Source organism: Candidatus Borkfalkia ceftriaxoniphila, assembly GCF_004134775.1.
Taxonomy (GTDB): domain Bacteria; phylum Bacillota; class Clostridia; order Christensenellales; family Borkfalkiaceae; genus Borkfalkia; species Borkfalkia ceftriaxoniphila.
In genome coordinates this window covers 1,228,504-1,246,443 of record NZ_SDOZ01000002.1, presented here as the reverse complement: position 1 = coordinate 1,246,443, position 17,940 = coordinate 1,228,504, and the positions used below count along the sequence as shown (strand labels likewise).

The window sequence follows — 17,940 nt, the reverse complement described above, 5'->3', positions numbered from 1 at the left end:
TGGATCTCGCAGAGTCCATTATACCTTATTCCGAAAAATATGTAAATAACTTTTCGAAAAAAACGAAAAAACCGTCGGAATTCCCGACGGTTTTCAAACAAAAAGTTATCTGATCTCTTTGATCTTTGCCGCTTTGCCCGTACGGCCTCTCAGATAGTAGAGTTTCGCTCTGCGCACGCTGCCCTTCTTGATCACCTTGATATCGGCGATCTTCGGGGAATGTACGGGGAACGTTCTCTCCACGCCTACGCCGTAAGAAAGCCTTCTTACCGTAAACGTTTCGCGGATGCCTCCGTTTTTCTTCGCGATCACTACGCCTTCGAACGCCTGCAATCTCTCGCGCGTGCCCTCGACGACTTTCACCGAAACTTTTACCGTGTCGCCCACGTTGAACGCGGGAACGGTCTCTTTGAGATTCTCTTTCTCGATTGCTTCAATCAATCCTTTCATCGACTTTACCTCCATTGTACTAAGCGTTCGTTGCCCCAAAAGGCAAGAGGACCGCCCGAAGTCATTTATTATCTTACCATAAACAAGAGCGCCTTGTCAACGGTTTTTATGCGCCGAAAGCGGAAATTATGTGACGAATTTGCCCGTTCTGCACTTCGATCACGTCGAAACGCACGTCCGTATCGCTTATTTTCTCCCGCAAAAGATAAAATTGCGCGATCTTGACGTAGCGCCGCCGCTTTTGCCCGTCTACGGCATCCGCGCCGCTGCCGTACGAATCGCCCGTGCGCGTTTTCACCTCGATGAACACGAGCGTTGCGCCCTCTTTCGCCACGATGTCCGCTTCGCCCGCGGGCGTTCTGTAATTGGTCTTTACGATCTTATAACCCGCCTTTACAAGATATTTTCGAGCGAGCCGCTCTCCCTGTTCTCCCAGAATTTTTTTGTGAAGGTCCTGCGGTGAATTTCGCATAAGCCGTATTCTCCGATGGCGTCCAGATGCGCCTTTGTCCCGTAGCCCTTGTGCTGCGCAAATCCGTATTGCGGATAGAGTTTGTCCATCTCGCACATGAGATGGTCGCGGTACACCTTGGCGATGATGCTCGCCGCGCCGATACTGTAAGAGAGCGCGTCCCCGCCGACGATGTTGTTCTGCCGAAAGGGAATATCCAGACGGAAATTGCCGTCCACGAGCACGGCGTCGGGCATGACGCTCAGCCCAGCCAGACAGTTGAGCATACACAGTTTTGTCGCCTCTAAAATATTGAGGCGGTCTATTTCGGTATGGCTGATCTCGCAGATCTTATACGCGACGGCGCGCTCTATGATCAGTTTCGAAAGCCGCTCGCGCTCCGCTTCCTTTACCTTTTTGCTGTCGTCCACGCCTTCGATGAGCAATTCCTCTTCGAGCGGCATGATGACCGCCGCACAGACCACGGGCCCCGCCAGAGGTCCGCGCCCCACTTCGTCGAGCGCCGCTATGTATTGTATGCCTTCCTCTTGCAGTTGCCGTTCGAACTGCAATTTATCTTTCGCATTCTTTTGCATATCACACCCCGAAATTTTCGTATTCTTCGGGCGATTCCAGGGTGATGCGCCCGATGCGCCCTTTCCGGAAATCGTCGACGAGCGCTTTCGCGCCCCGCTCGTAATCGAACTCGCCGCCGCGCAGGATAAAGCCGCGGCGTTTGCATAACTGTTCGAGCATGGCAAGCGGCGCCGAAAAATCGGAAATGCCGTAACGCTCGGTCAGTTTTTCGGGGCACAGGCGCGAAAGTTCGCCCAGAAGTTCGATCGACAGGTCGCCGAAATCGAGAATATCGTCGTTGATACAGCCGATAAACGCCAGATGGCGCGCCAGATATTGATTTTCAAAGGAGGGCGGCATGGTGCCCGGCGTATCCAGAAGTTCGAAACCCGCGCAGCGGATCCACTGTTTTCCGCGCGTGACGCCCGCCTTGTCGCCCGTGATCGCGCGTTTTGCGCCGCTGAGGGCGTTGATGACGGTGCTTTTGCCCGTATTGGGTATGCCCGCCACCATCAGCCTGTCGGGGCGGCGCATGCCCTTTTCCTCGTCCTTTCTGTGTTTTTCGGAAAGCATGGAGGAGATCTTCGCCCCCACGCGCTTTGCGGCGGAAGAATCGGTCGCGCACAGCGGAAGGGCGTACGCGCCGCCGCGCTCGATGAGCGCGCAAAAGCCTTTCGCCCGCCCCTCGTCCGCCAGATCGCTCTTGTTGAGAACGTATAAGACCGGCTTATTGCCGAACAGTTTTTTCAGGTTTTTGTTGTAGGTCGCCGCGGGCGCGCGCGCGTCAAGGATCACGAGCACTCCGTCGCACAACTTGACGCTGTCCTCCATCATGCGCATGGCTTTGGTCATGTGCCCCGGGAACCACTGAATGTGTTTCATTGCTAAACTCCGTCGATCTTTCCTTTGAAGAACATTATAGCATAAAGTTATCCGAAAAAGACCGATATTTTTCCGTTAAATTCAGGAAATCAAAGCGGCTCGTAAAATTTGCCCTTGAAAAAGTTTTCGTTGCCGAGTTTTTTCGCGGTAAGGCGGAACATGACGCAGCCGTCGGGACAGACGACGGTCTTGCTGTATTCGCCGTCGCCGCCGATATTCGTAAGATCGCCGCCGCTGCGCACCGCTTCCATGATCGGGAACAGCACGCCCATCGTCTTGGAACAGATGCCCTGCCCGTCCCGGTTGACGGGACAGCCGTACGTGCAGGTGTAAACATCTCCGATCTCCTCGCCGTTTCGGCAATAGCGCTCCGTATGATCGCCGCGCAGAAATCCGATCACTTCGACGGTGAACTCGTATTCTTCGTCATACCACTTTTTCATCGTTGTTATTCCTTACCGTTCAACAAATCGGGGCGCTTTAAAGAAGTGACCGCCTCGCTCTGTTCGCGCCGCCATTGATCGATAAGCGCGTGATTGCCGCCGCGAAGGACTTCGGGCACTACTTTGCCGCGGAATTCCACGGGGCGGGTGTACTGCGGGTATTCCAGTCTGTTTTCCGAAAAACTTTCCTGTACGAGCGAAGAAGTATTGAGCACGCCGTCCACATAGCGCGCGACGCAGTCGCACACCACCATGGCGGGAAGTTCGCCGCCCGTCAGCACGTAGTCGCCGATACTGATCTCCTCGTCGATGCAGATCTCGATCGCGCGTTCGTCCACGCCCTCGTAATGGCCGCATAAGAGGATCAGCCATTCCCGTTCCAACAACTCGAAAACCTTTTGCTGTCGGAACGTTTCGCCCTTGGGCGAAAGAAAGATGCGACGCGCCCGATGCTCGGGATCGATGGCTTCTACTGCGGAAACGATGGGCTGCGCCGTCATGACCATGCCCGCGCCGCCGCCGAAGGGATAATCGTCGCATTTTTTGTGCTTGTCTTCGGAGTAGTCGCGGATATTGTGCACGTTGATCGTCAGTTTATTGTCGCGCTGCGCCCGCCCTAAAATGCTCAGCCGCAAAGGCTCGAACATTTCGGGGAAGAGCGTCAAAACGTCCATTCTCATCTTCATGAATTTTAATCCTGTTTGATGCAGACCTCGCGCAGCCGCTTTTCGTCCACAACGATCTTTTTCCGCTCCACGTCGATCTCTTCGATGACGCCCTCGGCGGCGGGAAATAAATATACCGCATCGCCCGCGCGCAGTTCGTAGATATCGGTATGCGCGCTCGTGACGTCGGCGATCTCGCCGAGATCTTTTCCCTCCGCGGTATATACGCGGCAGCCGATGACGTCCACGATATAATAGCGCCCCTCGGCGGGCGCAGGCGCCTCGCTCCGCAAAGCCTCGACCTCTTTTCCGCGCAAAAGTTCGGCGGCGTCGCGGTCGGCGATGCCCGAAAGCGCCAGATAGGCGGCGGAAGGGTCGGTACGGCAGGCGAGCACTTTATATTCCTTGCCCGCGATGAAAAGCGTTTTAAAGTTCCTGATGTCCGCAAAATCGTCGATATACGGCTTGATCTTGATCTCGCCGCGCACGCCCTGCGGTTTTAAAACTTCGCCGATGATGATGGTGCCCTGCATAAAAACCCCTTTGAGAAGAAAAAAGCCGAAAATTATTCGGCTTTATCTCTTTCCTTGATTTCGATATTGTATTTTTTGCCTTCTTTCTGGGAAGCGCAACGGACCAGGGTGCGCATCGCCTTTGCGATCTTGCCCTGCTTTCCGATGACTTTGCCCATATCCGATTCTTCCAGAACGACGGTCACGTCCACAGCGTTCTCCGTTTCGTTGACGATATACTCGATTTTGTCGGTATGCTCGGCAAAACTGTTCACGATATATTTGATCAGATCCAACATAAATCAAAACCCCGCGTTATTTCTTTTTTCTCGTCTTGGTCTTGGGCGCGGAAAGTTTCGTAGGCTTTTCGATGACGCCCTCGCGCACCAACAGACTGCGTACGGTCTCGGTGGGCTGCACGCCTTTGGAGAGCCAGTCTTTCGCCTTGTCTTTGTCGATGACCAGTTCCACGGGCTGCGACGTAGGATTGTAATGTCCCACTTTGTCGATATACTCCGCGTCTCTCGCCTTTCTGCTGTCGACTACGACGATACGGTAGAAGGGGGACTTTTTGTCGCCCAGTCTCGTAAGTCTCATTTTTACTGCCATTGTATAATACCTCCGAAAATTGATTTTCTATTACATCATGCCGAACGGCATTCTTTTGCCTTTTTTAAACTGTTTCATCATGACTTTCGTCTGTTCGAACTGTTTTAAAAGTTGATTGATCTCCTGCACGCTCGTACCGGAGCCCGCCGCGATGCGTTTTTTGCGCGAAGAGTTGATGATCGACGGATTGTCGCGCTCTTTTTTCGTCATGGAAAGGATCATCGCTTTGAGCCGCTCGATCCGCTTTTCGTCGATATCGCCCTCTTTGAGTTTGAGTTTGTTCATCCCTGGCATCATGCCCATGACCGAGGCGATGCCGCCCATTTTTTTGAGCGATTCGAACTGGTCGAGATAATCTTCCAGCGTGAACGACGCGTCTTTGAGTTTCTGTTCGAGTTTTTTCGCCTGCTCTTCGGTGACCGCGTCCTGTGCCTTTTCGATGAGGGAGAGAACGTCGCCCATTCCGAGGATCCTCGATGCCATGCGGTCGGGATAAAACGGTTCGAGATCGGTGAGTTTTTCGCCCACGCCGATGAACTTGATGGGTTTGCCCGTGACCGCCTTGATGGACAGGCACGCGCCGCCGCGGGTATCACCGTCCAGTTTTGTGAGGATCACGCCCGTGACGTCCAGCCGCTTATTAAAGGTTTCCGCCACGTTCACCGCATCCTGCCCCGTCATGGAATCGACGGTGAGAAGAATGTCGTTCGGGCGCACTTCCTCTTTGATGTTTTCCAGTTCTTTCATCAGCGCGTCGTCGATGTGCAAACGTCCCGCCGTATCGATGATGACGGTGTCGTAGCCCATGGAACGCGCGTGCTCGATCGCCTGTTTCGCGGTCTTGACGGGGTTCTGCGTGCCCTTTTCGAACACCTCGGCGCCCGCTTTGCCGCCCACGATCTGCAACTGGTTGATCGCCGCGGGGCGGTAGACGTCGCACGCGACGAGCAAGGGTTTTTTGCCCTGTTTTTTGAGAAGATAGGCTAGTTTCCCGCACAGCGTGGTCTTGCCCGCGCCCTGCAAGCCGCACATCATGACGACTGTCGGCGGTTTGTCGGAAACTTCCAGTTTGGCGTTGGTGGAACCCATCAGCGCGCACAACTCGTCGTTGACGATCTTGATGACCTGCTGCGTGGGATTAAGACTCTGCAAGATCTCCTGCCCCACCGCCTTTTCCGAAACGTCTGCGATGAATTTTTTGGCGACGAAAATGTTGACGTCCGCTTCCAAAAGCGCGATGCGCACTTCCCGCATCGCCCCTTTGATCTCTAATTCGGTCAGTTTTCCGTGTTTGGTGAGTTTGGAAAAAATATGATTGAGTCTCTCCGAAAGAGAGGAAAAAAGCGCCATATGACCTCCCCTAATCCGCTTCGCTTTCCACCGTAACGGTGGAAACGCGTTCCCCGCTGATCGTCATCAGCGACAGAATGTTGTCGATATCCCCGGAAAAATCGGGATGCGCCGCCTTAAAATCTTCCAGCGCCCGCATCGTGCGCGTGAGCATATGCGAAATTTCCAGCATGCTTTCCTGATTGATCGCGTTGAAATGCAGTTTGCTCTCGTATTCGTCCAGAATAGCGCGGCTCTTCGAGAGCGCGTCGGACACGCTTTGCTTGGAAACGCCCTTCTGTTCGGCGATCTCCGTCAAAGACAGGTCGCATATATAATACAGTTCGCAGATTTCCCGCTGATGTTCGGTGAGCAACGGGCCGTACGCGTCCCAAAGTTGCAAATACCTCAGATCTTTCATGGATTCATTATAAAGAAAAACAAAACGTCTGTCAAGCATTTTTACTTGACAGACGAATTTTTATCCGTAATAGGCCTGCACGATCTCGTCGAGATTGTCCACGAGGAATTCCTGCGCGGTCTTGGTGTACAAAATGGCTACGTATTTTCCGTATAGCCCCTGCCGCTCTTCGGTGATGACGCCGAGATTGTTGCCCAAAAGCGTGGGGAATTTGCGGTTTTTGTCTTTGATAAACTTTTCTTCGAGTATCCCGTTGGCGATCATCCAGTCGGTAAACGCCTTGGCGCTCACCTTTTTCATCACGTTGAGATCCACGTTGGCGTTTACGCGCTCCACAAAATCGGCAAGGAGCACGGGGGTTTCCGTGATCTCGATGGCATCCTTTTCCGTTTGGGAAAGGGAAAAGATCAGTTTTTTGGGTTTTTTCACGCGCGCCCCCACGCTGCCGCCGTTTTCGATGACTTTTTCCAGCACGGACGACACGTAGAACAGGCACCGGCTGACCCGCACGTTATTCACGCCGCTGTCTTCGGGCAGAATCCGCCCCGTAAGCGGATCGACGCCGTTCGCCAGATCGTCCAGATACTTTTTTGCCGCCGCTAATTTTTCTCTTTCTTCCATGATTTTGTTTTTCCTCAGTTTTTTATAACAATATTATAGTACCAAAGACTTTTTTCGTCAATATTTTTACCATTTTTTACCAACTTTTTTTGTAAAAAAAAGCGCCCCATCCTTTCGGACAGAGCGTTTCGCACAATAAACTTTTAAATAATGCCTTCGGTGAACTCCTCGGCGTCGAATAATTCCAGATCTTCCATCTTCTCGCCCGTCCCCACGAACAGCACGGGAACGTGCAGTTCGCCGCACAGGGAAACGACGAATCCGCCCTTGGCGGTGCCGTCCAGTTTGGTCAGAACGATGCCGTCCAGATCGACCGCCTCGTCGAACAGTTTCGCCTGCGAGAGCGCGTTCTGCCCCGTCGTCGCGTCGAGCACCAGAAGTTTGTAAAAATGCGCTTCGGGATAATCGCGGTGTACCACGCGGTCCATTTTTTTGAGTTCTTCCATCAGATTCGCCTTGACGTGCAGGCGCCCCGCCGTGTCCACGATGACCACGTCCGTCTTTTTCGCCTTTGCGGAAGAGACCGCATCGAACACGACCGCGGAAGGGTCGCTGCCCTCCTCGTGTTTGACGATGCGCACTTTCGCGCGGTCCGCCCAGACGGAAAGTTGGTCCGCCGCCGCCGCACGGAAGGTATCCGCCGCCGCGACCGTGACAGACTTGTTCTGACGGCTGAAATAATTTGCGAGTTTGCCGATGGTGGTCGTTTTGCCCACGCCGTTGACGCCCACGAGCATGATGACGGCGGGAAATTCGAGTTCGGGCGCCTCCGCTTCGGACAGCGTATCCTCGATGACGTCTTTCAGCAAATCGACGATGAATTCCTTGTCTTTGAGTTTTTCCGTCTTTGCCTCCGCGCGGATCTGTTCGACGATGTCCATCGCCGTCGCGACGGAGATATCCGCGGAAATGAGGATCTCTTCCAACTCGTCGTAAAACTCGTCGCCGATTTTATTTTTGGAAAACAGCGCGTTGAGTTTGCCCGAAATGTTGTCCCTCGTCTTTTTTAACGCGCCTAAAATTTTGCCGAATATTCCCATAGTGCCTCCAAACCAAATTTCGGTATTTACGCCACCGTATCGCCGCCGAGCGTGCTTTCCACCTCGGAAAGTTTGACGGAAACGATCTTTGAAACGCCCTTTTCTTCCATCGTCACGCCGAACAGCGAATCCGCTTTTTCCATGGTCGGTTTACGGTGGGTGATGACGATAAACTGCGTTTCTTTGGCGAACTTTTTGAGAAACTGCGCGAATTTATCGACGTTCGCCTCGTCGAGCGCCGCCTCGATCTCGTCGAGCACGCAGAAAGGCATGGGGCGCAGCATCAGAATGGCGAACAGAATGGCGATGGCGGTCAGCGCGCGTTCGCCGCCCGAGAGCAGGGAGATCTTCGTCAGTTTTTTGCCGGGAGGGCAAGCCACGATCTCCACGCCCGCGTTGAGCGGATCGTCGCAGTCGGTGTAGTCCATCTGCAATTCCGCGCGGCCGCCGCCGAACAGTTCCTTAAAGAGCCGCTTGAAATTCTCGTTGATCTGGTTAAAGCCGTCGTCGAACTGCGTCTGCATCTCTTCTTTGAGTTTATTGAGCGCTTCCGTCGTGTCGTCGATGCCCTTCTGCACGTCGTCGCGCTGGCTGCACATTTCCGTGTACTGGGCGTTGAGCGCCTCGAATTCTTCAAGCGCGTTGTGGTTGATGGCGCCGAGCGCGCCGATCTCGCGCTTTAAACGGTTGATCGCCGTCTGGCCCGCGCGGGGATCGAAATTTTCGTCCTTATAATTTAAACAACTTTCGTAGGTTTCCTGATACTCCTCGTCGATGCGCGCCTGCAAATTTTCCAGTTCGGAATCTATTTTCGTCAGTTCGATCTCTTGCGCGTGGCGGCGCTCGGAAAGTTGTTCGATGCGCTCGTTCACGGCGCGGTTTTCGCCGAGAATGTTTTCAAGTTCCGCGTTCAGCGATTCCTTTTCGCGCGTCGCCTCTTCCTTTTTCGCGCGCAGCGCGTTCAGATTTTCGCGCTGTTCGGGCGTGAGCGCCGTCTTTTCCGCCATTTCTTCCAATTCGGAAATAGTGGCTGCGATATTCTCGATATTCTTTTTCGTATCGGAGATCTTTCCGTTCAACTCCTCGCGCTCTTTGTAAAGGCGCGCCGTTTCCGCATCGTCTGCATCCGCGGCGGCGCGGTACTGCGCGATATACACTTGCAGCACGTTATAGCGCAGGTTTCGCTCGTCGCGTTCGGATTTGAGTTTTTCGTACTCGCCCTTGCGGCGGTTGGTCTCGTCCGCGGCGTCGCTTTTGAGTTTCGTGATCTTTTCTTCGCCCTCGGAAGAGGAGGAAAACTCGCTGTCCAGATGCTGCGCCCGTTCGTAGAGCACCGCGAGGGTGTTTTCCTGCGTTTTCAGCGCCTGTTCGCTCTCGGCAAGCGCCTTTTCCAGCGTGCCCTTCTTTTCGGAAAGCGCGGCGATCTTGGCGCGCGCCTCCTGAAAACTCTCGCGCAGCGTTTCCATTTCCCCGGCGGTCTTCGCCTTTTTCTCATCCAAAAGCGTTTTCTTTTTGGAGAGCGCGGAAACTTCTTTGCGCACCTCTTCGATATCGGCGAGCGCCTTTTCGATATTGCGCTCGTTGGCAAGAAGATTGCCGCTGTCTGCGCGGCGCGAGCCGCCCGTCATCGAGCCCGACGTGGAAATGATATCGCCGTCGAGCGTGACCATGCGGAACGCGTGCGGAAATTTTTTGGAAATTTCGTTGGCGTTGGCGATATTGTCCACGATCAGGGTGTTGCCCAACAAATTATAGATGATATTGTCGTAATATTTGTCGTAGCGCACGAGTTCGGTCGCAAGCCCCAAAGCGCCGCGTTCTTTGAGCGCGCGGCGGGTAAAATCCGTTTCGTAGCGCGGCTTTAAAGAGGCGACGGGCAAAAACGTGACCGAGCCGCCCTTAGTGCGTTTGAGGTATTCGATGAGGTAGCGCGCATCGTCCGAAGTGGCGGTGACGATATTCTGCATGGCGCCGCCGAACGCCGTTTCGACGGCGGTCTCGTACTTCTCGTCGCACTTGACGATATCCGCGATGACGCCTTTGATGCGTCGGGAAAGTTCGGGCTGATTTTTGCTGTCGCTCATCAGTTTTTTGACGGAAAATTTATATCCTTCGAACCCGTCTTTCACCGAGGAATAAAAACGGTATCTGTCCTGCAATCCGGCGATTTTCGCGTTGCAGTTGAAAATGTTTTCGCTGACCGCGTCGGTTTCGGCGTTGATCGAATAAATTTCCTCTTCCTTGGCGTCTTTGAGTTCCTTTTCGCGGGAAACGTATTCCAAAAGTTCCTCGTACCAGTCCACGCAATCGGAAAGCGCCTTGCGGTGTTCCGCGATGACGCCTTTGCTCTTTTCCGCTTCGAGGGCGATCTCGGCGATGCGCTCTTCCACCGCTTCTTTTTTGGCGGAGAGGGTTCCGATGTTCTGGCGGATCTCCGAAAGGTTTTCGATGGAGTCGATGACGCTCTTTTGCGACTTGTCGTTGAGTTCTTCGTATTCGGAAAGTTTTTCGTTGAGCGAGGCGATCTCCGCGCCGAGGGTGGAACTTTCCTTCTGCGCCTCGCGCATTTTCCCCCCGTTTTCCTTGGAAGAACTTTCCGCGGCGGAAAGTTCCGCGGCGATCTCTTCCAGCCGTTTTGCGCCGTCGGAAAGGAATTTTTCGTCGCTTTCGCGCTGTTCGCGGTAAAAATTGATGCGCTCGCGGATGAGATTGACGTCCCCCTCTTTCTTTTGAAGATCGAGGGTGTATTTCAGAATTTCCTCGTTGAGGCGCTGCAACAACTCGTCCGATTCCGCGATGCGGCGCCTGTCGTCGCCGTATTTGCGTTCGAGGTTTTCCGCCTGCTCGCGCCCTTCGGCGATCTGTTTGTGCAGATCGTCCAACACGGCGTGAATGGCGCTTTTCGACGATTCGGCGGTATCGTGCTTGTATATGTAGAGATTGATCTCGTTCTCTTTCAGTTCGTCGTATAATTCGCGGTATTTTTTCGTCTTTTCCGCCTGCCGTTGCAAGGGCGCGAGCATATGCTCGACCTCGCCCATGCGCTGCATGAAAATATTCAGATTGTTATAGGAATTGCCGAGTTTGCGCTCGATCTCCTGCTTGCGGTTTTTAAAGACGATGATGCCCGTGGCTTCCTCGAAAATGGCGCGCCTGTCCTCGGGCTTGGCGTTCATGATCTGCTCGATCTTGCCCTGCCCGATGATGGAATACCCCTCTTTGCCCACGCCCACGCTGTGCAGAAGGTCGACGATGTCCTTCATGCGGCAGGGCTGTTTGTTGATGAGATATTCGCTTTCGCCGCTGCGATAAAGGCGGCGCGTCATCGCCACTTCCGCGAAATCCAGATCGAACATACGGCCGGCGTTGTCGAATGTGAGCGTGACTTCGCAGAAAGACTGCGATTTGCGCGTCTGCGTGCCGCCGAAAATGACGTCCTGCATGTTGGAACCGCGCAAGGTCTTTGCCGACTGTTCGCCGAGCACCCAGCGGATGGAATCCGCCACGTTGCTCTTGCCGCAGCCGTTCGGCCCGACGATACAGGTCACGCCGTTATCGAATTTTATTTCGGTTTTGTCCGCAAAGGACTTGAAACCGTTGAGTTCGACTTTCTTGAAATTCAATGTGCGTTTTTCTCCCCATGGCGTTCGAGTTTGGAAAGCGCGTCCTTCGCGGCGGCGTGCTCGGCGTCGCGCTGGCGCTTGCCGCTGCCCTCGCCCGTCACGTTCGCCGCGTACACGCGCACGGTAAAGACGGGCGCATGCTCTTCGCCTGATTTCGCGATGAGTTCGTAACGCGCGTTTTCCAGTTTACGGTATTGCAGAAATTCCTGCAATCTTCCCTTATAATTGCTGTCGTGCGTGTCTGTGACTGACAGCAGTTTGTCGTTGATGAAATTTTTCGCGGCGTCCGCGCCGCCGTCCACATAGATCCCCGCCACGATCGCTTCGAACAGACTGGATATCGCTTTTTCCCCTACGTTTTGCCCGTCGCCGCCGGCGAGGATGAACTTTTGCAGCCCCATCCGCTCGATCGCCGTCTTTAACGGCGCCGCAGCCACGAGCGCCTTGCGCTTTTCCGTCATTTTTCCCTCGTTGTCGCGGGTGGTCTGAAAGAGAAAATCCGCCACGAACGCGCCCAGGAGCGCGTCTCCCAAAAATTCCAGTCTCTCGTTGTTTTCTCCCCCGTGCTCGTTGGTGTACGACGAATGGGAAAAGCATACTTTCAATAATTTTTTATCCTTGAAAACATATCCTATCTTTTGTTCGATGCGGGAAACGTTTTCAGGCTTCATCGGCGAGCGCCTCCAGATCGACTTCGGACAAAAGTTCCTTGATGGAGCCCACCAGATTATTTTCCGCGGTTTCCTTCGCCTGCAGCAGCGAGGCGCAGACGGACGCAGCCTTGCTCGAACCGTGGCTCTTGACGACCACCTTGTCGATGCCGATCAGCACCGCGCCGCCGTGCTTGGAATAATCGAGGGTATTTTTGAGTTTTTTGAACACCTTGCGCATGAAAAGATAGCCGATCTTCGCCATAAAAGACGATCCGATGCCTTCTTTTAAAATGCTCATCACCGCGAGCGCCGTGCCCTCGGTCGTTTTGAGCGCCACGTTTCCCGAAAAGCCGTCGCACACGGCGACGTCCACGTCGCCGCCCATGATGTCGCGCCCCTCGATATTGCCCACGAAATCGACGCAGTCGAGTTCTTTCAAAAGGCGGTAGGTTTCCTGATGGAGAGGATCGCCCTTATGCTCTTCCGTGCCGTTGGAAACGAGCCCCACGCGCGGCTTTTCCACGCCGAACTTCGCGCGCGCATAAGCGGTGCCCATGATCGCGAAATGCACCAGGTTGACGGGTTTGCATTCGGCGTTCGCGCCCGCGTCCACCAGAACGACGTTGCCGCCCTTTGCGGTGGGAAGGACGGGACAGACCGCGGGGCGGGTGATGCCGCGGATACGGCCCACGCGAAGCAGCGCGCCCGTAAGGACCGCGCCCGTGGAACCTGCGGAAACGAGCCCGACGGCCTCTTCGTCCTCTTTCAAAAGTTTCAAGGCGACCACCAGCGAGGAATCCTTTTTCTTGCGGATGGCGAGGGTCGGCGCGTCGTCGTTGGTGATGACTTCCGTGCAGTGCACGATCTCCAGACGTTCTTTATCGTATTCGAGGGGCAAGGCGTTGTGCCCGCTGCCGCCGCCGCTTTTCAAGACCGATTCGATCTGTTCGCGATCGCCCGTAATGACGACTTTTAAATCTTTATCCTGTCCGAGCGCCATGACCGCGCCCTTGACGATCTCACAGGGCGCGTGATCTCCGCCCATTCCGTCTAAAATAATTTTCATAAATCTCCTCAATATTCCAGATTGGAAACCGTTCTCGGGAAGGGAAGGACGTCGCGGATGTTGGCGATGCCCGTCAGGTACATGATCATGCGCTCGAACCCGAGGCCGAATCCCGAATGCACGGTGCCGCCGTAACGGCGCAGGTCCAGATACCATTTGTAATCGGCGGGATCGATATTCATCTCTTTCATTTTGGCGATCAATACGTCCTCGCGCTCCTCCCTCTGCGAGCCGCCGATCAACTCACCGATGCCTGGAACGAGCAGATCCGCCGCCGCGACCGTCTTTTTGTCGTCGTTGAGGCGCATATAGAACGCCTTGATCTCTTTGGGATAATCGGTTAGGAACACGGGTTTTTTGTACACTTTTTCCGTGAGGTACCGCTCGTGTTCGCTCTGTAGGTCGCAGCCCCAGTAAACGGGATATTCGAACGTATCTTTCACCTTTTCCAGAATGGAAACCGCCTCGGTATACGTCAGGCGCACGAAATCGCTCTCCGCGACGTTTTTGAGGCGTTCCAAAAGCCCTTTATCCACAAAACTGTTCAGAAATTCCAGTTCTTCCGCGCAGTTTTCCATGACGTGCGCGATGACCGATTTGACCATCGCCTCCGCCACGTCCATGTCGTCCGCCAAATCGGCAAACGCCATTTCCGGCTCGATCATCCAGAATTCCGCCGCGTGGCGCGCCGTGTTGGACCGCTCGGCGCGGAACGTCGGCCCGAACGTGTACACGTTGGAAAACGCCATGGCGAACGTTTCGGCGTTCAACTGCCCCGAAACGGTCAGGCTCGCTTTCTTTTCGAAAAAGTCCTTTTTATAGTCGGGCTGCCCTTTGATCTTGTCGATCTCCAAGGTAGTCACCTGGAACATCGCGCCCGCGCCCTCGCAGTCGCTGCCCGTAATGATGGGCGTGTGCACGTAGACGAACCCTCTGTCGTGGAAAAATTTATGAATGGCGAACGCCGCCTCGCTGCGGATCTTGAACACCGCGTTGAAGGTGTTCGTGCGCGGCCTGAGATACGCGATCTCGCGCAGAAATTCCAGCGAATGGCGCTTTTTCTGCAGGGGGTACTCGGGCGAGGAAGCCCCTTCCACCGCGATCGTCTTCGCCTTGATCTCGAAAGGCTGTTTGTTTTCGGGCGTGGCGACGACGACGCCCGTAACTATGAGGCTCGCGCCCACGTTCTGTTTTGCGATCTCTTCGTAGTTGGACAGGTTTTCGCGCTCGAACACGATCTGACAGTTCTTGAAAAAACTGCCGTCGTTCAGTTCGATAAACCCGAACGCCTTGCTGTCGCGCAGCGTCCGCACCCATCCGCAGACGGTGACTTCCTTCCCGTCGAAACGGGAAACGTCGCGATAAATCTCTTTAAAACAAGTTCTTTTCATACCTTTATCCTCAAACTTAAAATCGCATTTATAATATGTTCTAACCATTGTACCAAAAAATACGAAATTTATCAAGTATTAAATTGTCGAAAAATCAAAAAAACGCGCACCCTTGCGGGGTACGCGTCGGACTCAGATTTGTTTGACGAAAGTCTTGCGGCGCTTGATGACGCGCCGTTCGAGGCTCGTCCACTGCGACTGCACGGCGACGTTGGACACGAGTTCGGGGTTGGATTCGATCTTGTGTATGCCGTCCTCGATGATGTTTTTCATGATGCGGGCGATCATCAGCGAATTGACGCCCAGTTTCTGGTAATCGGGGCGCACCGCGATGAGCGCCATTTCCAGTTCGTCGGGCCTGGAGATCGCATGGAGCAAACGGAAAATGCCGAACGGGAACAGCCGTCCGCGGCTCTTGATGAGCGCGTTCGCGACCGAAGGCAGGATAACGCCCATGCCCACCACCTCGTCGTCGCGGTTGACGAGCAGGGAAAAATACCGCGGGTTGATGATGGTGACGAACTGCTGGAAAATATTTTCCACCTCGCGCCCCTCGACGGGCACGTAACAGTCGAGCGACGCGTACGCCGCGTTGGTCATTTCGATGGCCTCGTAACCGTACTCTTTGACCATCTTTTTCATGCTCATGGATTCGGCGAGGTCGCGCACGCCCAGTTTTTCCTTGATACGCTCGGAAATGCGCGAGATGCGCTCGTCTACCTCTTCGGGTACGGTGAAGTCGTATTCCAGCCATTCCGATTCGTCGGTAAAGCCGTTGTCTTTGACGAGTTTTTCGTAATATTCGTAGTTATAATTGGTGACGTACGTCGCGCGGCGGTCGAACCCGTAGGTCAAAAGCCCCTCGCGGTCCTGGTCGTTGAACCCCCAGGGCCCGTGCATGGTATCCATTCCCTTTTCCTTGCCGAACGCCTCCACCGCGGCGAGCAGCGCTTTGGCGACTTCCGCGTCGTCGATACAGTCGAAACGGGAAAAGCGGATACATTTGCGTCCGGAAATTTCGTTGTACTTGTTCTGCACGATGCCCGCGATTCGCCCCGCGATCTTTCCGTCCTTATAGGCGAGAAAACAGCGCACCTCGCAGTGTTCGAGACTAAAATTCTTTTTCGGGTTCAAAACGGACAGTTCGTCCGCGTACAGAGAGGGAACGTACAGTTTGCAGTCGCGGTATAAAACGTCTACGGCGAACCGTGCGAAAGCCTTCAAATCTTTTTTGGATCCGACTTGTTTTATTTCTATCATGGAAAATTCCTTTTGTATATTGCGTTTAACATCACTATTCTATCACAATCGAACGGATTATGCAACAATTTTTTCGCTCTTCTGTACTTTGCCGCGCACGGCGGTATACTTGTCCCTGCGTATCTTGCGCGTGGACACGGGTTTTCCGTCGCGGTAGGCGATGAGATACCCTTCGCTCACAAGCCCCTTTTTTTCGGCGCGCAAGACTTTGTCCTCGTCGCCCGCGACGACTTCCTGTTCGGGAGGGAGAATTTCCTCTTTCACGACGCTCTTTCTGACGTATTTCACGCCGTTATCCAACCCGTAAAAACCGACGGAGATACTGTTTCCCGTCGTTTTGCAGACGATGTAAATATCCTTTCCGCTCGTGTTGCGGAATTTCAGATCGCACGTTTTTCCGCTGACCATGGCGTCGAAAGACGGCTCCACGTACCCCACGCGCAGGCTGTGCGGGTGCTGTTCGGTGATCTCCATGCCCGCGAGCAGCGCGGCGTTGTAGACGGTCGTGCTCGCCTGACAGACGCCGCCGCCCACGCCCTCGACGAAGTCGCCCTCTAAAATGATGGGCGCGGAAAGAAAGCCGTTCGATTCCGTCCGCGCGCCGACGCGCCCGTTGAAAGAAAATTCTTCGCCGTCCGCGAGGATACAGCCGTTGATTTTTTCCGCCGCGAGGGCGATGTTATGCACGCGCGCAGTTTTGTCGGGACTGAAACAGGTGGTGAACGAAGAAAGTTTCGCGCGCTCCTTTTCCAGATCGGCGCGGCGGCACGCCTCGGGCGCGTACACGGTCTTGGCGACCACCGCCGAAAAATTCGTTTCCAGCGAGCGCCGCACGTCCTTTTGCAACTGTTCGAAGTCGATGAAATGCGCGCCGCTCCCCTCGGTATATTCAAAAGGCTTATCGTAGTCGCCCGTAAAGCGCACGCGCGCGGAAACGGCGCGGCGCGCATAGTTTTCGCAGATGCCGCCGAGCGTTTCTTCCTCGCGCAAAAGAAAAAACCTGCGCGAAACGATATAATCGCCCTTTTTATCGCGGGCGGCTTTCAGAACTTCGGCAAGGTCGGAAGAATATCCGATCTCGGGATAGGTAAACTCGTATTCGTCGCCCGCCGCCTCGACGAACAATTTTTTGCCCTGTAATTCCCGCACGTATCTTTCGCGCAGCACGCGCTCCGCCGCGGCGGGCGTTAGGCCTTTTAATTCCAGCCCGTCTACGGTGCCGCCGCGGTAGCGGAAAGGCGCGACAAAAGCGCTGCCCGCCAGCCACAGCGCGGCGCACAGCGCGAAAAGCACGCTGATTTTTCCCCATCGTTTCATACCCGTTTCCCCTTTCTTACCAGTATGCGCGGGCGCGGAAACAATCATGCCCCCGCGCCCGCTGGTAAAATATTCACGCGTTTTCCCGCCGCAAAAGGGACGCCGCCTCGAACCCCAATATCAGCCCGATGCGGAACCCTTCGTATAAGAACTCCTCGTGACCGTACGCATAAACTTCCGCCGCCGTCCTGTCGAGATCGTTGTATTCCCCCACTAAATCATTTTGAACGACTGTATGCCAAAATTTTTCGTCGCGAAATTGGCGGGCACGCAAATCTCGTAATTTTTCGCTGAAACGGAAATTTTCATAATGGCATAGCCCGCTGTAAAACAGCTTTTCGAGCGCCGAATTGTCCTTCGACGCGGAGCGAACGGTTTCCATGCCCAGCAAAACGCCCAACCGCAGTCCTTCGGCGTAATAGTCCTCGCAGATCACGGGATCGATGCGCGCATAATCTTCCATCTGCTTTTTAAGGGCGTCGAACTCCTTTTCGCTTAATAACGCACGGAATTGCGGCAATAAAGACAAATATTTCTCTTTTTCTTTTTCGGCTTCTTTTTTCGCTTCTTCCGACATCTCGACGGGTTTTCCCCGCAACAACTGTTGTACGATTGTTCGCATTGTTTTATC

20 protein-coding genes are annotated in these 17,940 nt (G+C 54.3%); all 20 read right to left on the bottom strand.

Annotated elements, in window-relative coordinates:
- Positions 1-105 precede the first annotated feature (105 nt).
- The 20 genes from rplS to ESZ91_RS05695 all read right to left on the bottom strand — a co-directional run bounded on the left by rplS (position 106) and on the right by ESZ91_RS05695 (position 17,931).
- Positions 106-450 (bottom strand): 50S ribosomal protein L19, encoded by a 345-nt coding sequence (gene rplS / locus ESZ91_RS05790; RefSeq protein WP_129225032.1) that lies wholly within the window; start codon positions 448-450, stop codon positions 106-108.
- 106 nt (positions 451-556) lie between these two features.
- Positions 557-922 carry a YraN family protein gene (locus ESZ91_RS05785; protein WP_129225030.1) on the bottom strand — a complete coding sequence of 122 codons (366 nt, stop codon included), beginning with the start codon at positions 920-922 and terminating at the stop codon, positions 557-559.
- Positions 844-1,497: a ribonuclease HII gene (locus tag ESZ91_RS05780; protein ID WP_129225028.1), complete on the bottom strand. Its 654-nt coding sequence runs from the start codon at positions 1,495-1,497 to the stop codon at positions 844-846. The genes ESZ91_RS05785 and ESZ91_RS05780 overlap by 79 nt, the downstream gene beginning before the upstream one ends.
- A gap of 1 nt (position 1,498) precedes the next feature.
- Positions 1,499-2,359 (bottom strand): ribosome biogenesis GTPase YlqF, encoded by an 861-nt coding sequence (ylqF, locus tag ESZ91_RS05775; RefSeq protein WP_129225026.1) that lies wholly within the window; start codon positions 2,357-2,359, stop codon positions 1,499-1,501.
- An 89-nt stretch (positions 2,360-2,448) separates the two neighbouring features.
- Complete coding sequence (locus tag ESZ91_RS05770) at positions 2,449-2,802, bottom strand: TIGR04076 family protein (protein WP_129225024.1); 354 nt, start codon at positions 2,800-2,802, stop codon at positions 2,449-2,451.
- Between the two features lie 5 nt (positions 2,803-2,807).
- The gene (gene trmD, locus ESZ91_RS05765) at positions 2,808-3,488 is read right to left on the bottom strand and encodes a tRNA (guanosine(37)-N1)-methyltransferase TrmD (protein ID WP_236082714.1); all 681 of its coding nucleotides are present in this window, start codon (positions 3,486-3,488) and stop codon (positions 2,808-2,810) included.
- 5 nt (positions 3,489-3,493) lie between these two features.
- Entirely contained in the window at positions 3,494-4,000 is a 507-nt protein-coding gene (rimM, locus tag ESZ91_RS05760) for a ribosome maturation factor RimM (protein ID WP_129225022.1), read from the bottom strand.
- 32 nt (positions 4,001-4,032) lie between these two features.
- Complete coding sequence (locus tag ESZ91_RS05755; RefSeq protein WP_129225020.1) at positions 4,033-4,278, bottom strand: KH domain-containing protein; 246 nt, start codon at positions 4,276-4,278, stop codon at positions 4,033-4,035.
- A 16-nt stretch (positions 4,279-4,294) separates the two neighbouring features.
- Positions 4,295-4,588 (bottom strand): 30S ribosomal protein S16, encoded by a 294-nt coding sequence (gene rpsP / locus ESZ91_RS05750; RefSeq protein ID WP_129225018.1) that lies wholly within the window; start codon positions 4,586-4,588, stop codon positions 4,295-4,297.
- A 30-nt stretch (positions 4,589-4,618) separates the two neighbouring features.
- Positions 4,619-5,938, bottom strand: coding sequence for a signal recognition particle protein (gene ffh / locus ESZ91_RS05745; RefSeq protein ID WP_129225016.1), 1,320 nt, complete (start codon positions 5,936-5,938; stop codon positions 4,619-4,621).
- A gap of 10 nt (positions 5,939-5,948) precedes the next feature.
- The gene (ylxM, locus tag ESZ91_RS05740; protein ID WP_161971072.1) at positions 5,949-6,338 is read right to left on the bottom strand and encodes a YlxM family DNA-binding protein; all 390 of its coding nucleotides are present in this window, start codon (positions 6,336-6,338) and stop codon (positions 5,949-5,951) included.
- A gap of 60 nt (positions 6,339-6,398) precedes the next feature.
- A complete protein-coding gene (locus tag ESZ91_RS05735) occupies positions 6,399-6,959 on the bottom strand; it encodes a hypothetical protein (RefSeq protein ID WP_129225012.1) in 561 nt (186 codons plus the stop codon).
- Positions 6,960-7,102: 143 nt separating this feature from the next.
- Entirely contained in the window at positions 7,103-7,999 is an 897-nt protein-coding gene (ftsY, locus tag ESZ91_RS05730; protein WP_129225009.1) for a signal recognition particle-docking protein FtsY, read from the bottom strand.
- Positions 8,000-8,025: 26 nt separating this feature from the next.
- On the bottom strand, positions 8,026-11,622 hold the full coding sequence (smc, locus tag ESZ91_RS05725; protein ID WP_129225007.1) for a chromosome segregation protein SMC: 3,597 nt from the start codon (positions 11,620-11,622) through the stop codon (positions 8,026-8,028).
- Positions 11,619-12,293: a ribonuclease III gene (gene rnc / locus ESZ91_RS05720; RefSeq protein WP_129225005.1), complete on the bottom strand. Its 675-nt coding sequence runs from the start codon at positions 12,291-12,293 to the stop codon at positions 11,619-11,621. The genes smc and rnc overlap by 4 nt, the downstream gene beginning before the upstream one ends.
- The gene (gene plsX / locus ESZ91_RS05715) at positions 12,283-13,341 is read right to left on the bottom strand and encodes a phosphate acyltransferase PlsX (protein WP_129225003.1); all 1,059 of its coding nucleotides are present in this window, start codon (positions 13,339-13,341) and stop codon (positions 12,283-12,285) included. Before plsX ends, rnc begins: the two co-directional genes overlap by 11 nt.
- Positions 13,342-13,349: 8 nt before the next feature.
- Positions 13,350-14,732 carry an asparagine--tRNA ligase gene (gene asnS, locus ESZ91_RS05710; RefSeq protein WP_129225001.1) on the bottom strand — a complete coding sequence of 461 codons (1,383 nt, stop codon included), beginning with the start codon at positions 14,730-14,732 and terminating at the stop codon, positions 13,350-13,352.
- A gap of 132 nt (positions 14,733-14,864) precedes the next feature.
- Positions 14,865-15,992, bottom strand: coding sequence for a GNAT family N-acetyltransferase (locus ESZ91_RS05705; protein WP_129224999.1), 1,128 nt, complete (start codon positions 15,990-15,992; stop codon positions 14,865-14,867).
- A 57-nt stretch (positions 15,993-16,049) separates the two neighbouring features.
- Complete coding sequence (locus ESZ91_RS05700; protein WP_161971071.1) at positions 16,050-17,309, bottom strand: VanW family protein; 1,260 nt, start codon at positions 17,307-17,309, stop codon at positions 16,050-16,052.
- A gap of 73 nt (positions 17,310-17,382) precedes the next feature.
- The gene (locus tag ESZ91_RS05695; protein ID WP_129224995.1) at positions 17,383-17,931 is read right to left on the bottom strand and encodes a DUF6809 family protein; all 549 of its coding nucleotides are present in this window, start codon (positions 17,929-17,931) and stop codon (positions 17,383-17,385) included.
- Between the last annotated feature and the right edge of the window lie 9 nt (positions 17,932-17,940).